The 15,536-nt window shown below is 40.7% G+C and carries 14 protein-coding genes and 1 pseudogene; 7 read left to right on the top strand and 8 right to left on the bottom strand.

The genetic code is table 11. From position 1 onward, the window contains the following. Positions 1 to 674 (top strand): annotated as a pseudogene (locus tag JL57_RS34430) (hypothetical protein); the annotation flags it as partial. Here JL57_RS34430 and JL57_RS14065 read toward each other — a convergent pair. Beyond that, positions 636 to 1,412 (bottom strand): S1C family serine protease, encoded by a 777-nt coding sequence (locus JL57_RS14065; RefSeq protein ID WP_034142667.1) that lies wholly within the window; start codon positions 1,410 to 1,412, stop codon positions 636 to 638. The pseudogene JL57_RS34430 and the gene JL57_RS14065 overlap by 39 nt on opposite strands. Before the next feature lie 277 nt (positions 1,413 to 1,689). After that, entirely contained in the window at positions 1,690 to 1,881 is a 192-nt protein-coding gene (locus JL57_RS36420; protein ID WP_366557027.1) for an EamA family transporter, read from the bottom strand. A gap of 859 nt (positions 1,882 to 2,740) precedes the next feature. On the opposite strand from JL57_RS36420, the gene JL57_RS14060 reads away from it, so the two are divergent. Next, on the top strand, positions 2,741 to 3,187 hold the full coding sequence (locus JL57_RS14060; protein WP_034142666.1) for a demethoxyubiquinone hydroxylase family protein: 447 nt from the start codon (positions 2,741 to 2,743) through the stop codon (positions 3,185 to 3,187). Positions 3,188 to 3,303: 116 nt separating this feature from the next. Further along, positions 3,304 to 3,717 (top strand): hypothetical protein, encoded by a 414-nt coding sequence (locus JL57_RS14055; protein ID WP_291300086.1) that lies wholly within the window; start codon positions 3,304 to 3,306, stop codon positions 3,715 to 3,717. Between the two features lie 277 nt (positions 3,718 to 3,994). On the opposite strand, the gene JL57_RS14050 is transcribed toward JL57_RS14055, so the two are convergent. Next, on the bottom strand, positions 3,995 to 5,464 hold the full coding sequence (locus JL57_RS14050) for a HAMP domain-containing sensor histidine kinase (protein WP_045691586.1): 1,470 nt from the start codon (positions 5,462 to 5,464) through the stop codon (positions 3,995 to 3,997). After that, a complete protein-coding gene (locus JL57_RS14045) occupies positions 5,464 to 6,144 on the bottom strand; it encodes a response regulator transcription factor (RefSeq protein ID WP_034142663.1) in 681 nt (226 codons plus the stop codon). The genes JL57_RS14050 and JL57_RS14045 overlap by 1 nt, the downstream gene beginning before the upstream one ends. Positions 6,145 to 6,436: 292 nt before the next feature. Here JL57_RS14045 and JL57_RS14040 point away from each other — a divergent pair, with 292 nt between their 5' ends. The 3 genes from JL57_RS14040 to JL57_RS14030 are packed head-to-tail and all read left to right on the top strand — an operon-like array spanning position 6,437 to position 9,794. After that, the gene (locus JL57_RS14040) at positions 6,437 to 7,150 is read left to right on the top strand and encodes a polyphosphate polymerase domain-containing protein (RefSeq protein ID WP_034142662.1); all 714 of its coding nucleotides are present in this window, start codon (positions 6,437 to 6,439) and stop codon (positions 7,148 to 7,150) included. Positions 7,151 to 7,153: 3 nt separating this feature from the next. Beyond that, positions 7,154 to 7,846, top strand: coding sequence for a hypothetical protein (locus JL57_RS14035; protein WP_034142661.1), 693 nt, complete (start codon positions 7,154 to 7,156; stop codon positions 7,844 to 7,846). 49 nt (positions 7,847 to 7,895) lie between these two features. Continuing rightward, positions 7,896 to 9,794, top strand: a complete 1,899-nt coding sequence (locus tag JL57_RS14030; protein ID WP_034142660.1) for a carbohydrate-binding domain-containing protein — start codon at positions 7,896 to 7,898, stop codon at positions 9,792 to 9,794. Between the two features lie 132 nt (positions 9,795 to 9,926). Here the strand turns inward: JL57_RS14030 and JL57_RS14025 are convergent, their stop codons facing one another. Together JL57_RS14025 and JL57_RS34425 are read right to left on the bottom strand one after the other, a co-directional pair. Continuing rightward, complete coding sequence (locus tag JL57_RS14025; protein WP_034142659.1) at positions 9,927 to 11,024, bottom strand: NADH:flavin oxidoreductase; 1,098 nt, start codon at positions 11,022 to 11,024, stop codon at positions 9,927 to 9,929. Positions 11,025 to 11,432: 408 nt separating this feature from the next. Beyond that, positions 11,433 to 11,558, bottom strand: coding sequence for a hypothetical protein (locus JL57_RS34425; protein ID WP_291300085.1), 126 nt, complete (start codon positions 11,556 to 11,558; stop codon positions 11,433 to 11,435). Between the two features lie 258 nt (positions 11,559 to 11,816). Between JL57_RS34425 and JL57_RS14020 the strand changes: the two genes are divergently transcribed. Beyond that, a complete protein-coding gene (locus tag JL57_RS14020; protein WP_034142658.1) occupies positions 11,817 to 12,059 on the top strand; it encodes a hypothetical protein in 243 nt (80 codons plus the stop codon). Between the two features lie 467 nt (positions 12,060 to 12,526). Here the strand turns inward: JL57_RS14020 and JL57_RS14010 are convergent, their stop codons facing one another. Both JL57_RS14010 and JL57_RS14005 read right to left on the bottom strand, forming a co-directional pair. Next, positions 12,527 to 14,182 (bottom strand): ATP-binding protein, encoded by a 1,656-nt coding sequence (locus JL57_RS14010; RefSeq protein WP_045691587.1) that lies wholly within the window; start codon positions 14,180 to 14,182, stop codon positions 12,527 to 12,529. Continuing rightward, the gene (locus JL57_RS14005; RefSeq protein ID WP_291300084.1) at positions 14,160 to 15,191 is read right to left on the bottom strand and encodes a Mu transposase C-terminal domain-containing protein; all 1,032 of its coding nucleotides are present in this window, start codon (positions 15,189 to 15,191) and stop codon (positions 14,160 to 14,162) included. The genes JL57_RS14010 and JL57_RS14005 overlap by 23 nt, the downstream gene beginning before the upstream one ends. Positions 15,192 to 15,536: the final 345 nt, after the last annotated feature.

Here is a 15,536-nt window from a genome sequence, read left to right as displayed (position 1 = left end):
TTGCCCAGGCTGAAACCCAGGCCAAAGCGGATGCTCAAGCCCTTGCTGAGGCTCTTGCCCAGGCTGAAACCCAGGCCAAAGCTGATTCTCAAACCCTTGCCGAGGCTCTTGCCCTCGCTGAAACCCAAGCCAAAGCTAATGCTCAGGCGCTTGCTGAGACTCTTGCTCTCGCTGAAACCCAAGCCAAAGCTGATGCTCAAGTGCTTGCTGAGGCTCTTGCCCTGGCTGAATCCCAAGCCAAAGCTGATGCTCAGGCGCTTGCCGAGGCTGAATCGAAGTTTGAGGCTGTCACTGAGCTTGAACAGGATGTACTTATAAAAACCCCTGCTTTAGTTACATCCATCCACTCTAAAACTTCTTCAGCATTTGGCCCCTTGCAAGTTCCTACGCAAGCTTATCTTCTTAAACACGTTCTAAGTAACATCTTTCCAAAAGGCACTATCTATTGGAACAAGAGCTTAATGGGGCAAACATTTCTGGCCCAAGTGGAAAATATCCTGATTTGTATTCATGACCCCGAGCATCCTTGTGATCTGAAAAAGTATAATAAGGATGGCTGGAAGGTCTTAGTATGTAGTTCTGAAGATCTAACCTTTCCACGCAGATTGGAAAGAGCAATTAGACAGATTCAGCGTTTATATTCCGAGGGGCAAAACCTGAATAGGTATTGCTAAGGCCCGAAGCTCTAATTTGCCATTTATATCGACATTAGTACTGGCAAAGACAATACCTACCGCCTTGGCCTGATTATCTATGACCGGACTACCGCTATTACCAGGGTTAATAGGTACATTAATATCAAAAACCTGGGTCAGGCTATTCTTCATACTGTAAAAATGACCTACTGTACCTCTCTGCGATATCTTCTCAAACCCCAACGGATTGCCGATAATGGTCACGGTTTCGCCACTTTGTGCCCTGTTATTTATGTTGAGTGCAATGGTGGGAAGATCATTCCCTTTTAACCGAATAATAGCTATGTCTACATCCGGGACGACCTCATAGTGTTTGGAGTAATACTCCGTTCCATCACCAAAGCGGATAGTTATCGTGCTAGCGTTGGCTACGATATGTTGATTAGTTATTATCGTACCTGTTGTGGAAATATTAAATCCTGTGCCCTGTTTTACCACCGTATTAAGAAACTCATTTGTAACCATAGCCTCTATGCTTACTACCGCAGGCTTGCATCGTTGAACGATATCGTCTTCCTTTAAAGCTCTATTCTGATCTAAGAAATTCAGCTGATTAGATAGGAGGTAAGGGAGATTAGGCACAGACATTGCTATAAAAGCTAATAGAATCAGAAGAGCTACTAATTTTCTAAAGTAGGCTGGCTTTATTATGCTCACTATTTCGTAGTCAAATTGTTCCTCGCCATTCTCTTCAGCCATTGATTTATCATCGTTCATTATTTGCTCCTTTCAGTAGGTTCTACTTTGTCATTCTTGCCACAAAGAAAGCAACGATTCGCCCCCTACTTACCCTTACGACCATGTACAGCAAGAGACACGCCGCCCCGACGAGATTACGCCCCGCTGGGAGAACTGACTGAATCGAGTACGGTTCGGAGGTGAGGACCGAAGGTCCTTAACCTATGTTTTAGCGAGAGCGTAGGCCGGCATAAAGCAAACTATTAAACCCTAAGACTCCGGTAATCCCCATTATGAGCAAGGGAACACAGGCTTTTTACCAAGAACCTCGTTCTGGGCGTTTCGATTTTGCAATTATCAATGAGAGGATTATTACTCCCACAGTAAAGCGCGCTGTACTCATCGTCAGAGGCGGTACGGTATCTACTAATAGTTTGCCAATGATAAAATTTGTCGACCAAAGAAAAGGTACAAGCATTAGATATAAGTATGGAGACCGCCAATTAATATTGCGTATGTTAATTCACCCTTCAACTTTTGATTGTGTATTACCAAAATAGTGTTTTTCAATACTTATAAAATCCGTGGACACAAAAGATAGTAAATTCTATCATCTTATCCATGTCGAATACGTAAGAATTTAGTGATTTACCCACTACAAAAATGATACAGTCAATTAATAGCCGTTAAGTTAGTTTCTCTTAATTTCATTGAATTTAGAAATTGTTACTAAAGAAGGGCAAAATCTTAAACGATTTTGCCCTTCTTTATTTCTTATTAGGATAATCCTGACCCTGGTGATGCCTTCGGAAAGTTGTTCCTTAAGCCGCCGGAGTTCGGCAGACCGCACTCTTTTGGTCCAATATTCTGATTCTTAGATATTGCCCAATAAGCTCGCCCAGAACGACCAAAACAAATATCGTTAAAATCAAAGTTTTCATAACTAAATGGTTATATGAATTTAATTTGTACCACTTGCAACCTTTTTTTCAGCTTAAAGTAATGAGACATTTGCTCTGATTCATAGGCTTTAAATGGAGAGACAGCAGCACCAGCAAAAAAGTCACTCGGCCGATGAAACGTGGCTGTATCAATATCATCAATCCATTCCGTAATTTCTCTGCGTTGAGGGCAAGTTTTCTAAGATTTTCTTTTTGGCTAATTCAAGGCATTTTAACATTGATTTTAGGAAAACATAATCCTACGACATCCGTTCCCTCGTTTTGTGCATCGTGCCATGATATAGAGCAATATGACCCAAAAGTCGTTCCCACCCATTCCATAAGACTTACATCATTTATAGCCGTTATCGTCATACTCGGGGTGAGCAATTTAAGCATAATTAAGCGTTATCAACTGGAGGTAAAATGGATAATAAATTAATTTTTCGCTTTAAGGAATTCTATACATTAGAGACATTTCAAGTTGCCTTTTATAATGCCCAGGCTAATTCTACAACGGATGAGTATTACAAAAAAGCCTTTGAAAAAATGGTGCAAATAGAACAAGGACATGCTGACTATTTTGCCAATATGATTGACCAAGCAAATGAGGAGGTTCCCTCTTTAGTGGGTTCAATTTTTCAATTAGCAGGTAGTTTCGTAGGTGAAACGGTTGAATCTATTGGTCGACACAGCACGTGCAAATTTGGTGTTACGCTTGAAAATGAGGCAATCAAAAAGTATCGAGAGTTTATTGAGGAATCGAACGAAAAGGAATACCTAATTATCAAAGATATTCTTATGGAATATCTTCTCGACGAAGAATTTCACAAATATTGGCTTAGAGATTATATGAATAAACATCCAAATTAAGTGTAGATATTACTCCTCAGAAGCCAAAATTGATCTAAAAACATTAATACATGTACTTTACCCATTATAATCAAGGAGGGGATCTTTTATTTAAGGATAAAATTTTAATAGGAGTTTTGATAGGTATACTAGCCGATGCACTAAAGCTAACAACTAATTATATTCTTTTTATCTTTGGGTTCACAAAGGTTGTATTTTGGCAAGTTGTAGCTACTCGCTTTATCCAGAAGGAGTACCTTTACCATAAGTTAGCTTATCTGGTAGATGCCATTGCTGACATTACAGTTACTTCACTTTTGGGAGTTGTATTTGTGTATTTTATTTACCTTTTTGGTTCAAAGAATTTATGGACAAAGGGTGTGGGCTTCGGTTTAGTGGTTTGGGTAAGCCTTTTTGGTACATTGCTTGGGCAAACAGTTGAGGATAAATTACCTCAAGAGCCAACTGGCGCGGTTGTTACAATTATTGCGCATATAGTATTTGGTTTAGCCTTAGCTTTTTTTACCAAGGTGCTAGATAAAAATAACTGAGGCTAATTAACAGAAAATAAATTGTTACTTGAACATCGTTAACCATAATTTAGTAATGCTAGTTTAGACCGCTGGTTCTTTAAGGGGATGATACTTTAGAACATTGGACATACAAAGAAATGACGCTCAAAATTGTTATCAATTTGGGCGTCATTTGTAATTTGACCTTTTGTACCTTAAAGCGACCCGTTACGAAAAAGGGTAACCTGTTTTCAGTTGATAGGATAGTGTAAAAATGATAGTGAATTACAACTAGATATTGGATGAAATAGAGAGATCATCTTGGATAAGACTGCGGGAGCCATACGTAAAATGCGGTTCCTTCCTCTGCCTGACTTTCAACTCGAATTGTCCCTCCATGAAGCTCCACGAGCGATTTTGTGATGGCAAGTCCTAGCCCAGCCCCTCCATATTTACGAGTTCTAGAAGAATCACTTCGATAAAAACGGTCAAATAGCTTAGGCAAATGCTCCGGTGTAATGCCAGAACCATTATCTCTTACACTTAGTTCCACACCACCTGAAGCAGTTTCCAAAGAAATTTGGATATCCCCCTTTTCAGGATCGGTATGCTGTACCGCGTTATGAAAGAGATTTAAAATAACTTGTTTCATCTTATCTTCGTCAAATCGACATTTCAAATCTACAGTAAGTCTTAAACTCACTTTACGGTTTCCCGCTAAAAACCTCAACTGCGGTGCCATTTCCTTAATGATCTCGTCCAACGCTCCCTCATTGAGCTGAACATTAGGGGATCGATCCAGCTTTGCTAGTAGAAGCAGATCTTGAACTAACTTTTTCATGCGTTCAGACTCTGCGTACATGCTCGTTAAGGATTTGTGCAACTTATCTGGTTGATTCATCGCACCACGAAGCAGCACCTCTAAGAACCCATGAATCGAGGTCAAAGGCGTGCGAAGCTCATGAGAGGCATCCGCAACAAAACGCCGCATCTGTTCTTTGGCCTCTTTTTCCGCTTCAAAGGAGGTTTCTAGCCTTTCGAGCATTCCATTAAAGGAGTCTGCCAATCGGTCGATTTCTACCTGCCCTTGTTCAATCGGCAAGCGTTCGGCAAGATTTCCAGCGTCGATTTGTTCTACTGTATCCACCATCTTCGACAAAGGGACCAACGTTTTTCTCAGTACGGGAATAAAAGCCAACAATCCTCCTATTAAAGCAAGCAATGAGATCAACAAAAACGTCAGTAGTTGCCGAGTTAAAATATCCCTCAAAGAGCTTGTACTCAAACTTACTTGAACTACTCCGAGCAATTGATCTCTCGCCTTAATGGACTGAAGAACGATCAATTGCTCGCTACCTGACCCTTGTTTTGAGACTTTATACGTGAGCTTGGACTTGGAACGCATGGCTTCTTGATAATCTCGTTCAGCTAATTTAGGAGGAGCTTCAGAATTTATGGAAGTATTCGAAAGAACTGAAAAGGTTCCATTCATATCATAGAAGACAATCGTGGAGTCCTGCAAGGCGAAAAAGGGAACACGACTGAAACCCTTACCCGATGGTTTCCCCTCTGAATGGCTTGGCATTTCATCTGGGATTTCCCACACCAATTTTTCCCACGCATCTGGAGGAATTGATAGAATCTGGCTTTGCACACTCAATGCTTTATTTTGATAGATAAACCCTCGCATGAAAACATATTGAACCAAGCCAATGATCACCAGTAAAAGTGCCATAAGCAATAACGTACGAGATAAGAGCTGAAAGCGCAGTGAGTTTGTTTTCATTACACGTCTACTCGATATCCCGCCCCACGCAAGGTGCGAATCAGACGGTGTTCTTTATCATTTAATTTTTCCCTGAGCGCCCGAATATACACTTCAACGATATTTTCATCCCCGCCAAAGTCATAACTCCATACCTTATCTAATATTTTCGCTTTGCTTAAGACCAAGCCATGATTAAGCACCAAGAATTTAAGCAGCTCATACTCGGTTGTCGAGAGTTCTAGAACCCTTTGCTCGTAAAGGATTTCTTTGCGCCGATCGTCGATTCGAAAGGCTCCTATCTCAACCTCCCCTAATAGATTAGGAAATTGATTCCGTATTCTAGCCTGAATACGGGCTAGCAATTCCTCAAAGCTAAACGGTTTCATCATGTAATCATCCGCTCCGAGCATTAGTCCTTTCACTCGGTCATCGACTTCGTCCTTTGCTGTGAGCATAATGATCGCTACATTCTCGGTCTTTTTGAGCATTCGACACACTTCAAATCCGTCCATACCAGGCATCATAACGTCAAGAATAATGATATGTGGCTGGAATTGCTTAGCAAGGGTTACCGCCATCATCCCGTCTTGAGCGGTTTGTACTTCATACCCTTCCTCTTGAAGACCCATCTCTAAAAATTGCAAAATATTCGGTTCATCATCGACCAATAGTACTTTAATGCCCTTTAATTTTTGCATATCACTTATCCCCTACCTATCTCCTACCTATTAGAAAAAACTGGCTTACTTTAAAAACCCAACCCATTTGAACCTTATTTAATTATGCAATTATAGGTTGAATACAAACTGAAAGAATGCTGAAAGTTTCCTGAATCATATACTGACAGGAAACCCAAGTCAATAAAACTGCTTACCCTAGACGTATTTTTCAGCAAACATTCAGGCAATCTTCAAGTGGAATTCAGCAAGCTTGCTTATAATGCCAATATACCATTTAAACAATGTCACGAGGAGAAATGAGGTGTGAACCCTGAACCAAGCCATCCAATATCGTCATGAGTTAAAATTCTTTATCAATTATCATCAATATTACACGCTCCGGCAGCGTCTGAAACACCTGATGCAACGCGATGAGCACGTCGGACCTACAGGAGAGTACCACATTCGCAGCTTATACTTTGATGACATCAATAACAAGGCTCTCGCTGAAAAATTAGGAGGGATACGTCAACGAAAGAAATATCGAATCCGCATCTACAATTTAGAAGATAAGGTGATTCACTTTGAAAAAAAGATTAAGAACGGTGACTATATTGCCAAAATCAAAGAGTCACTCACCAGAGAGATGGCAGACAATATCCTCGCTGGTGACTATCAGGAACTGAATAATCACAGCAAGCCGTTTTTGATGGAATTACACAACGAAATGACCCATCAATTGTTGCGTCCCAAGGTGATCGTGGACTATGTTAGAGAGCCCTACATTCATCCTCACGGCAATGTTCGCATTACCTTCGATAAAGATCTGAAAAGTGGTTTGCATCGTACGGATCTTTTCAGTCGGGATTTGAATATGGTTCAAGCCTTGTCAGAAAACCAAATTATCCTGGAGGTTAAATACGATGAGTATTTACCCAGCTCTATTCGCAATGTCTTGCAACTAGAGGGCTTACATCGTCAGTCCGCCTCCAAATATGTTATCTGTAGAAAGTTTATTAAATTGAATCTATGGGAGGATCAATAACCTATGAATACAGATCAAGCGCTTAATTTTATCGATATCATTAAAAAATCAGTCCTGAGTAATTTCGGTGCCGATATCTCTATCGTAAACACTCTTATCACGATGTCGGTTGCCTTCCTGATAGGCTTCTTCATCTATATACTCTACAAGCAGATTTTTAGCGGTGTCTTATATTCGAAGAGCTTTAATGTGACCTTAATTGGTATTACGATGGTTACCGCTATGATTATCATTGCCATCAATTCAAACCTTATCCTCTCCCTCGGTATGGTCGGAGCGCTCAGTATTGTACGTTTCAGAACCCCCATCAAAGACCCTACTGATTTGATTTTCATATTCTGGGGAGCCGCTGCTGGCATCGTGGTCGGCGCTGGTTTCTATTCCCTAGCTATTACTGCCTCCGTTATGATTGGTATAGTGATGTTTATCTTTATCAAAAAGGCCTCCTTTGAAACGCCCTATCTGCTCCTGGTGAATTGCTGCGGAGACGATAGTGAAAAAGACGTTCTCGGCCTGATACACACTCATACCAAACGGTATAACCTGAAACAAAAAAACGTATCGCAAGACAATATCGAATTAACTCTAGAAGTTCGGGTTAAAGACAAAGAAAGTAGCTTTGTTAACAACATCTCGGCAATTGTCGGCGTGAAAAATGCTGTGCTTATCAGCTACAGCGGTGATTTCGTATCATAATCGCTGGTGTTCATCAATCGATAAAATTTACGTTAAAGGGAGAATATTCATGAAAAAACCACTTGGGATTATCTTATCCCTGACGCTTTTAATAACCGGTACTATAGGTTGTGCTGCCACGAAAGAAGGCTCCAACCTGGAAAGCATAAGTACTGCCACTACCAGCGATATCAAGGCGGTTTCTGTAAAGTATGATAGCGACAATAATTATTTCAACTGGAAAAACAGCAGTTATAAGACGATTGGCTTAAATGGAAGCTCAGCCACAGTAAAAGGAGACGGTTTAGCCGTACAAGGCTCGGTTGTAACGATCTCCGCATCGGGTGTCTATGAGATTACTGGAACGTTAACGGACGGGAGTATTATTGTTGATGTGAATAAGGATATCGATAAAGAAACGGTCTTTCTCGTCTTAAACGAAGCAACGATCAAGAGTCAAACAAGCGCTCCTATCTATATTAAAGGCGCTAAAAAGACGGTCATACTCCTTGAGAATGGCACCGAAAATTCAGTAACTGGAGGAAGTAACACCCTTGTAAATGCTGATGGTGAACCGTCCGCTGCTATTTTCAGCAAGGCCGACCTTACCCTAACCGGTAGTGGCACATTAACGGTGACAGCTGATAATAACGATGGAATTACCAGCAAGGATGACTTAAAAATCACGGACGGTACGTTGATTGTCAACGCAAAGTCTGACGGAATAGTTGGTAAGGACATGGTTAGTGTTAAAAACGGAAGTATTACCATAACAGCTGGTAAAGACGGCATACGCTCTACCAATGAAACAGATGAGGGCAAGGGCAAGGGAAATGTCATTATCCAAAACGGAGAGTTCACGATTACTGCTGCAAACGATGCAATACAGGCAATAAAGCAAGTACAAATTGAGGATGGTAACTTCAATCTAAACTCCGGCGGTGGCTATCCCGGCAAGAGTATCAGTAGTGGCAACAATAACTTTGGTGGTCGTCCCGGTCAAAATGCCACCACTACCACTACAAATACCAATCCAACGAGTACAGAGAACGAGGAAAGCAAAAAAGGTTTAAAAGCAGGTCATAGTATTCTCATTAATGGTGGTAATATCAATATTTCATCCTATGAGGATGCCGTCCACAGCAACAATGATGTCGCCATAAATGGTGGTATCCTGACCTTACAAAGCGGTGATGATGGAGTACACGCGGACAATAATGTCCACATAGACAATGGCGAAATAACCATTAAGAACTCCTATGAGGGTTTGGAGGGTACCAATATTACTGTAAATGGGGGGAAAGTTATTGCTACCTCTACAGATGACGGAATTAATGTTAATAGCAAGGAGGGTGTTTTGACTATAACTGGCGGCGAAGTTGCTTTAAACGCAAATGGTGACGGACTGGATTCCAACGGGAGTGTAAACATGACAGGGGGTACTGTCTATGTTGATGGCCCAACGGCAAATAATAATGGTGCGCTTGATTATGACGGTGGCTTTACAATAAGCGGAGGAACTCTCGTAGCATCCGGCAGTTCTGGAATGGCTCAAGCTCCCAGCACTAATTCACAACTGTCTATCCTGATGACTTACACATCTTCACAAGCTGCAGGAAGTACCATAATCCTTAAAGATAAGGATGGAACTATTGTTGCAACCTATACACCCTCAAAACAATATAGTACGGTTGCAATTTCGTCTCCTAAATTATTGGCGGGCTCTACCTATACGCTTTATAGCGGAAACACCAAACTAGTTGATGTAACACTTTCGGACTCGCTTACCTATCTTTCGGAATCGGGTGTAACCACTAAACCGCAAAATACAGGCCCCGGTGGTGGTGGCGGTGGCTTTGGCAAGCGACCCGATGGGGATGGGAATATGCCTTCTAGGGAAGGCATGATGCCGCCTGTTGATGGTATGATGCCACCCGGCGATGACCAACGCCCACAAGAAATGCAGTGAGAAACTGTTAGTTAAATGGTCATGACTCATGACTATTATTAATCTAATCATACGACTTTCTCGCTATTCACCCCAAAGGGGATCCGGCACCAATTTGCCTGATCCCCTTTTTATTATCATTTATAGATACGCTCATCCGTTATTTTCAGCATTATTCTGACGGTTGAAAACACAGCTGGTTCCGTCCCGTCGCCCAAAGCACTTACTACAAGAAATGCATTTTGCGTGGTCCAGATCGCCATCTTGCCAACGGTTAATGAGATTGCTCTCCCTTATTAGCGGTCGAGAAAGGGCAAAGTATTTAATCGGAGTTTGATTCAAAATCTCCGTCAGTGATCCAAATTCACGATTACCACCTACTAAGATGACCGGAACATTAATTTCTTGCGCTATTTCAGCGGCATAAGACTTGAAATATGATTCCTGTTCCAGGGTTATTTTTCTTGATGGCCCCTCGTTACGCCGCGACGAGAAACTACCCCCACTTACTTCAATTGCATCTACTCCTAATTTCACCAATTCTTTGCATACGTATTTGCACTCTTCGAAAGTCATCCCTTGATCCATATAATCTTCGCTATTGATTTTAATCAGAACCGGATAGTCCGGACCAACCTTTTCCCGGATTGCTTTATACGTTTCCATGACCATTCTTGCTCTATTCTCAATGCTGCCACCATAGCCATCAGTTCTGCGGTTATAATTGGGCGTCAAAAATTTACTTAATAGATATCCATGAGCAACGTGCATCTGAACTCCATCAAACCCCGCCTTCTTTGCTCGAAGCGCTGCATCGGCAAAAGCTGTTTGAACAAGGAGAATCTCTTGAGGTGTCATTTCATCCGGGGTAGTTTTGTAACCCAAATCTTCGACGGAGCTTGGTCCCCACATCACCTTGCCGCTTGAAGTTTGGGATCCGAGGCAAACGAGTTGCAGGATAATATTAGCATGGTAACGATGACTCATCTCGCTCAACTTCTTATAGCCGTCAATGAATGAATCATCGTAGATAGCCATTTGGCATGGAATGGGCTGCTCTATATCAGTTACAGTCGTAAGACCCGTGATAATAGTCCCGACTCCCCCCTTTGCTAAATTCTCATAGACCTGAAATAACGCTTCCGTCATGTGCCCGCGTTCATCGGCTAAACCATCATAAGTTGCTGAACGGAAAAATCGGTTTTTTAGCTTGATTCCGGAAAACTGTGTTTGGTCGAATAAAGATTTCATTCTACTTCCACTCCCTTATTTACTTTGATCAACTGGTTCTGACACTCTTCTAAGAATTCTAAAATCATAAAGCATCTTGTATCACAATAAATAGCTAGTAGGCCTTCCCACGGGGAATCAAAGAGTAATCGTCTTTGTACCCTCGGTTTATGTCGGCTGTTTTCCATTTTCCACAAAAACCACCTCTACCAATATCATATCAGTAGAGGTGGTTCAGTTCTATCTTTTTTATTCGCTTTGTTTAATCTTCTTACTCGTGTTCAAACTTTTTAATACAGTTCAAACATTTTTACAACGACACAGCTGCTGTTTATAGGAAATAAAGTTGTTAAAAATGATGGGCTGTATTAAGCATTCTTACAGAAATAACAAAAAGGAACCGGAAAAAAAAGTTAGCAGATTGCAAATTCAGAAAAACTTATCAAGTATTATTAGGGAAAAAAAGTTATTCAAAACACTCTTTTTCTGAGGTACATATAAGAGCTTCATCCCTAGTTCTTTGGGAGTCTTACCATAAAACTCTTTTACGGTCATTCTTATGACCTCCTTAATGTGTTCCTTTGTATAATTAAACTGAATGAAATCATCAATTTTGAAACATACTCCAATCTCTGTTATGTTTTTTGATAATCTGCATAAATATTTCCAGAAAGCGAATAATCAGAGAATAATGCATACTGCCCCAGTACAGTTTCAAACGAAGATTCATTTAAGAAGATTATCTTATCTGTAACTACTTCAAACGCTAGCGTTAGGAATTTTGTTTTGTTGTATAGGAAAGGAGGAGTTACATTGCGGTCGATAATAAAGTTAACAATAAGTGGTGATGTGTTTTTTTTCGAAGATAACGGATTTACTCAAGAGCAGAAAAACAATCTGCAAAATATGGCCGACATTGTATCTCAAAAAAAACTACAACAAAAAATCTCAAGTGAAAAAGAACTTTGTTTATGGTTCATAAACGAAGTAAAAGCTAATTTGGGAATCAATCTAGAGCAAGTTAAAGTTTCTTTCGTGGTAAGGATCAATTTCTAATTCCAAACCGAAAAAATAGAGTGACACAAAGGTTCTATTTATTAAAAGCTACCGTTGTGTCACTCTAATTATTTAAGAGGATTAATATTTCAACTATACTTTATCTATATCTAGCTCAAATGCTTCTTGAAGAATCTGGTTAGAGAACTTTCTGTATTGACTAGATGTATAAGTAAAGATAGCTTTTGAAAAATCAATATTTAAGTTTTTTAATTTTGCATCGTAAAAATCAAAATCTTGTATTCCATTACTTTCTAGCTGACGCGTAAAAGCAATAATAAAACCATTTATTGACGTTACAGACAAAATTTTTGAATCAGTGGCTTCCCACGCATCGCGGAAATTCTTTTTTACTGCGGAAAAGTATAGTCTCAGTTGATTTGCACAAAAAACAATATAAGCTTCTAAAGCATCATCCTCTTTTGCTAACAGAGCCTTTTTATCTCCATTCCAATACGTAAATAAGCTTACCTTACCGTCGGCTCATAGGCAGATTTTTTATTCTCCCGCCCTTTATCAACGATTATGCATAAGGTTGGTTCTTCGGGTTTCACCTTCTCTAAGGTAACTTTTGGCTTCACCTTCTTTGCATCACTCTGTTCACTTTTCTTCTCTTGGATATCCATAATCAATTTTAGAGATGCTTTAACAATTTCTGAAACACTCATCTCATTCTTTGAGCTGCTTAAAACTTTTTCAAGTGCAATTAAAGCTAAATCCTCATCAACTTCCAACTGCAGAAGTTGCATTAAAGCTTGTTCTTTTGCGCTGCGCTGTTCACCTAGTTTCTGCTTCTCTTGATTCATTTTCAGAGACTTTATGGCATCCCATTGAGCCAGAGGGGAGTTATTCTCAAAGAATCTTTGAAGATCAATATCCGTTGGCCGTATATCGTCATACTTAGCTATTTCCAGCGTGTTTCCAGACTTTAAGGCTTCCAACATAGGCTTAACAAGCCTTAAATTTTCCTTCGCGATTTTCCTAATAAGTTCAGAACTAACTTTCTCGATGCCGGTGCTTATAGCTTTCAGTTGTCCCATAATAAACAGCTTAATAGCTATATCCACGATGCCCTGACTTTCTTCGTAAAGAGTATTCTTTAATTCCTTGCTCAGAGGGATAATTTCCTTTGTCCATTGATATCTCATCATTCCATCAATGAGAATATCCCATTCTTCATCATTGTCGAGGATATCCCATGTTAGATCACCTTGCTGTCCCGATCCACGACGAGCCTGCCTGAAAGCGGCCTGGAGAATGGGCCTTGCTTTGTATGTCCCTACTAACACTACGGGGATTCCGATAGTGTTAACCAAACTGACAAAGAAGTTTAGCATTTTTTCAGCTCCGCCGCTTTTTGGGAGGCTGAGATGTTGGATTTCATCTATGATAAGAACCCCTATGCAATGGAGGCTAGCTAACTGAGCCATGCGCGGAATCAAAATATCTGTGGAGACGCCCCTGGATGTCCCAAATTTTTCGTAGTAGTTTGTTCCAAGAAGCTCATCAATTTTGGTGAAGAAATTAATACATAAGGCTTTTAACGACCCATCATGAGGGCAGTCCAGTTTCAGCCAGGGAATTTGGTAAAGATTTAAGGGCTGACCGTTGTATTCGGAATGAACAATTAATTTGGGATAGGGAGCTAAAACATGTTCAATCGCCTTTGTCTTGCCTATCCCTGAAATGCCAATCATCGTAAATCCAGAAGCACTGGTCAGCACTTCTGGGTTAAATATTTCGGGATACTTCTTGTTCTTAATCATCTGGTATCCCTGTTGGAGAAGCATAGCATAGTTTTTTCCCAAAGGATTGCGAGCAATATAACCCTGTCTTATAGCGGTGGAAAGGCGGCTTTCCAAGTCGAAATGTTTCAATCGCGGCTGGAAGTAACGTGTTATTCTCATAACGCAGTGATAGCGAATATGCGGAGGAAGTTTCCTTTCATCTTCATCATACAAAGGATAACTGCTCAAAACATCGAAAAGCTCCTCTTCAGAAAAAATATCTGGAAGGGCCTCGATAAGGGGATTACCCTTATAATCCGGTACAGCTTGCTCAGTATATTTGGCTAATGCCGCCTGCCCTAAAACTGTGTCCTTATTCAGATTTTTTTCGTCCATAAATTTTCTCCTGCTGTTTTCTTCTAAAAAGCTCAGCTTTGGAAATCCCTATATTCTCTGTTGTTTCATCGGATAATGGGACAACAGGCGCTGGATTATTGTTGTTCAGCCTATTCTTTTCAGGAGCTAAAACAAAGGCTTCCTTTTTTCGTTCCCCAGCTTTTTCGATTTTGCGTTTTGTCTTTATATTCTTAACTCGTGCTGTATTGCTTGACAACTTGTCCTTCTCTGGAGCCATTCCTTCAGCGATTTTAATAATAGAATCAATATCCATATTAAGATCAACCCTCTGCTGCAATTGGGCTTGATTCAGCTTTTGGCTGGTGAATCTTTCATATTCGCGCTTATAGACCACTTCATCATAGGATTTGTTGCTATAGGCTTCTTCTGAACCCAGCAAAGTACAGATTTGATAGCTTCTGCCGCCAGGTTCCCTCAAATAAATATAGTTAATGTTTCTCGGATCATAAGAAATATCCTCAACCCACGATCCTTTTAAGCGTGCCTGTTCAAACCACATTTCCTTAATAGCCCGTTCCGTAGTAAACCGCATGCCCTGGAACACAATGCCCTTTTCTGTCACTGAGGCTTTACCTGAAGGCATGAGGTTAAGTTTAACAATATCCTCTGGGAAATAACGAAGCTCGCCTGACCGGTTGGCAATACCCCAATTCCAAAGCTCCCACGGAATAGCAGGGACATCGTCTTCGATCATCATTTCACCACGCTGGTAATGCTTCATAAGAGTTCGATTGTGATTAAGCACGCAGCGAATCATAATCTGCGTAAATTGATAAATATCCAGTTTAGCATCGAGTCTATAATCTTTTCCGCCTCGTTCTTTAAAATCAGGCAGTACTGCGCCGGGAAGAAGAGGCTTAACTCGAGTATTGGTCAGTCGGAAATATTGCTCGACAATTCCCTTGATATCCGCTCTATAAGTGTCTGTTACAAAAAGCTGAACAGCACCAAACATAAGTTCTTTAAAAATAATTACACCCCTATCCATGGTGTGGTAAAATTAAGGTGACAAAACCAAAATTATCACACAGGAAGAGGTGTAAACCTTGCATATACAGATAGACATGTTCTCTTGAGTAAACACAGGCGTTACCGCCCATGCTCCTCGACGGAACCGTACGTGCGTAGAGTAGGCACCCAGCGAGTTGCTATCCTAAAATAGTACTTTTCCAGATGCCCCTCTCAGAACGGAGCGTGCAAGTTTCCTGTGCACTCCGCTCGCCAGTGATTAACTGTCAGCCGACATTAGCGTTTATAAATCTCTTACCGTCATATTTACTTGAGTGGATTTTGGTGTGGCATTCGAGACATACTGCGAGTGTTTTTCTTCTCA

This window comes from Desulfosporosinus sp. BICA1-9 (assembly GCF_000802135.1).
This window is presented reverse-complemented; position numbering and strand designations above follow the sequence as displayed.

Bases quoted from the DNA above. Each gene is read 5' to 3' on its own strand.
- JL57_RS14010 (WP_045691587.1), bottom strand. From the start codon at position 14,182: ATGGACGAAAAAAATCTGAATAAGGACACAGTTTTAGGGCAGGCGGCA.
- JL57_RS14060 (WP_034142666.1), top strand. From the start codon at position 2,741: ATGGATAATAAATTAATTTTTCGCTTTAAGGAATTCTATACATTAGAG.
- JL57_RS14025 (WP_034142659.1), bottom strand. From the start codon at position 11,024: ATGAAATCTTTATTCGACCAAACACAGTTTTCCGGAATCAAGCTAAAA.
- JL57_RS14030 (WP_034142660.1), top strand. From the start codon at position 7,896: ATGAAAAAACCACTTGGGATTATCTTATCCCTGACGCTTTTAATAACC.
- JL57_RS14065 (WP_034142667.1), bottom strand. From the start codon at position 1,412: ATGAACGATGATAAATCAATGGCTGAAGAGAATGGCGAGGAACAATTT.
- JL57_RS14035 (WP_034142661.1), top strand. From the start codon at position 7,154: ATGAATACAGATCAAGCGCTTAATTTTATCGATATCATTAAAAAATCA.
- JL57_RS14005 (WP_291300084.1), bottom strand. From the start codon at position 15,191: ATGGATAGGGGTGTAATTATTTTTAAAGAACTTATGTTTGGTGCTGTT.
- JL57_RS34425 (WP_291300085.1), bottom strand. From the start codon at position 11,558: ATGACCGTAAAAGAGTTTTATGGTAAGACTCCCAAAGAACTAGGGATG.
- JL57_RS14045 (WP_034142663.1), bottom strand. From the start codon at position 6,144: ATGCAAAAATTAAAGGGCATTAAAGTACTATTGGTCGATGATGAACCG.
- JL57_RS14050 (WP_045691586.1), bottom strand. From the start codon at position 5,464: ATGAAAACAAACTCACTGCGCTTTCAGCTCTTATCTCGTACGTTATTG.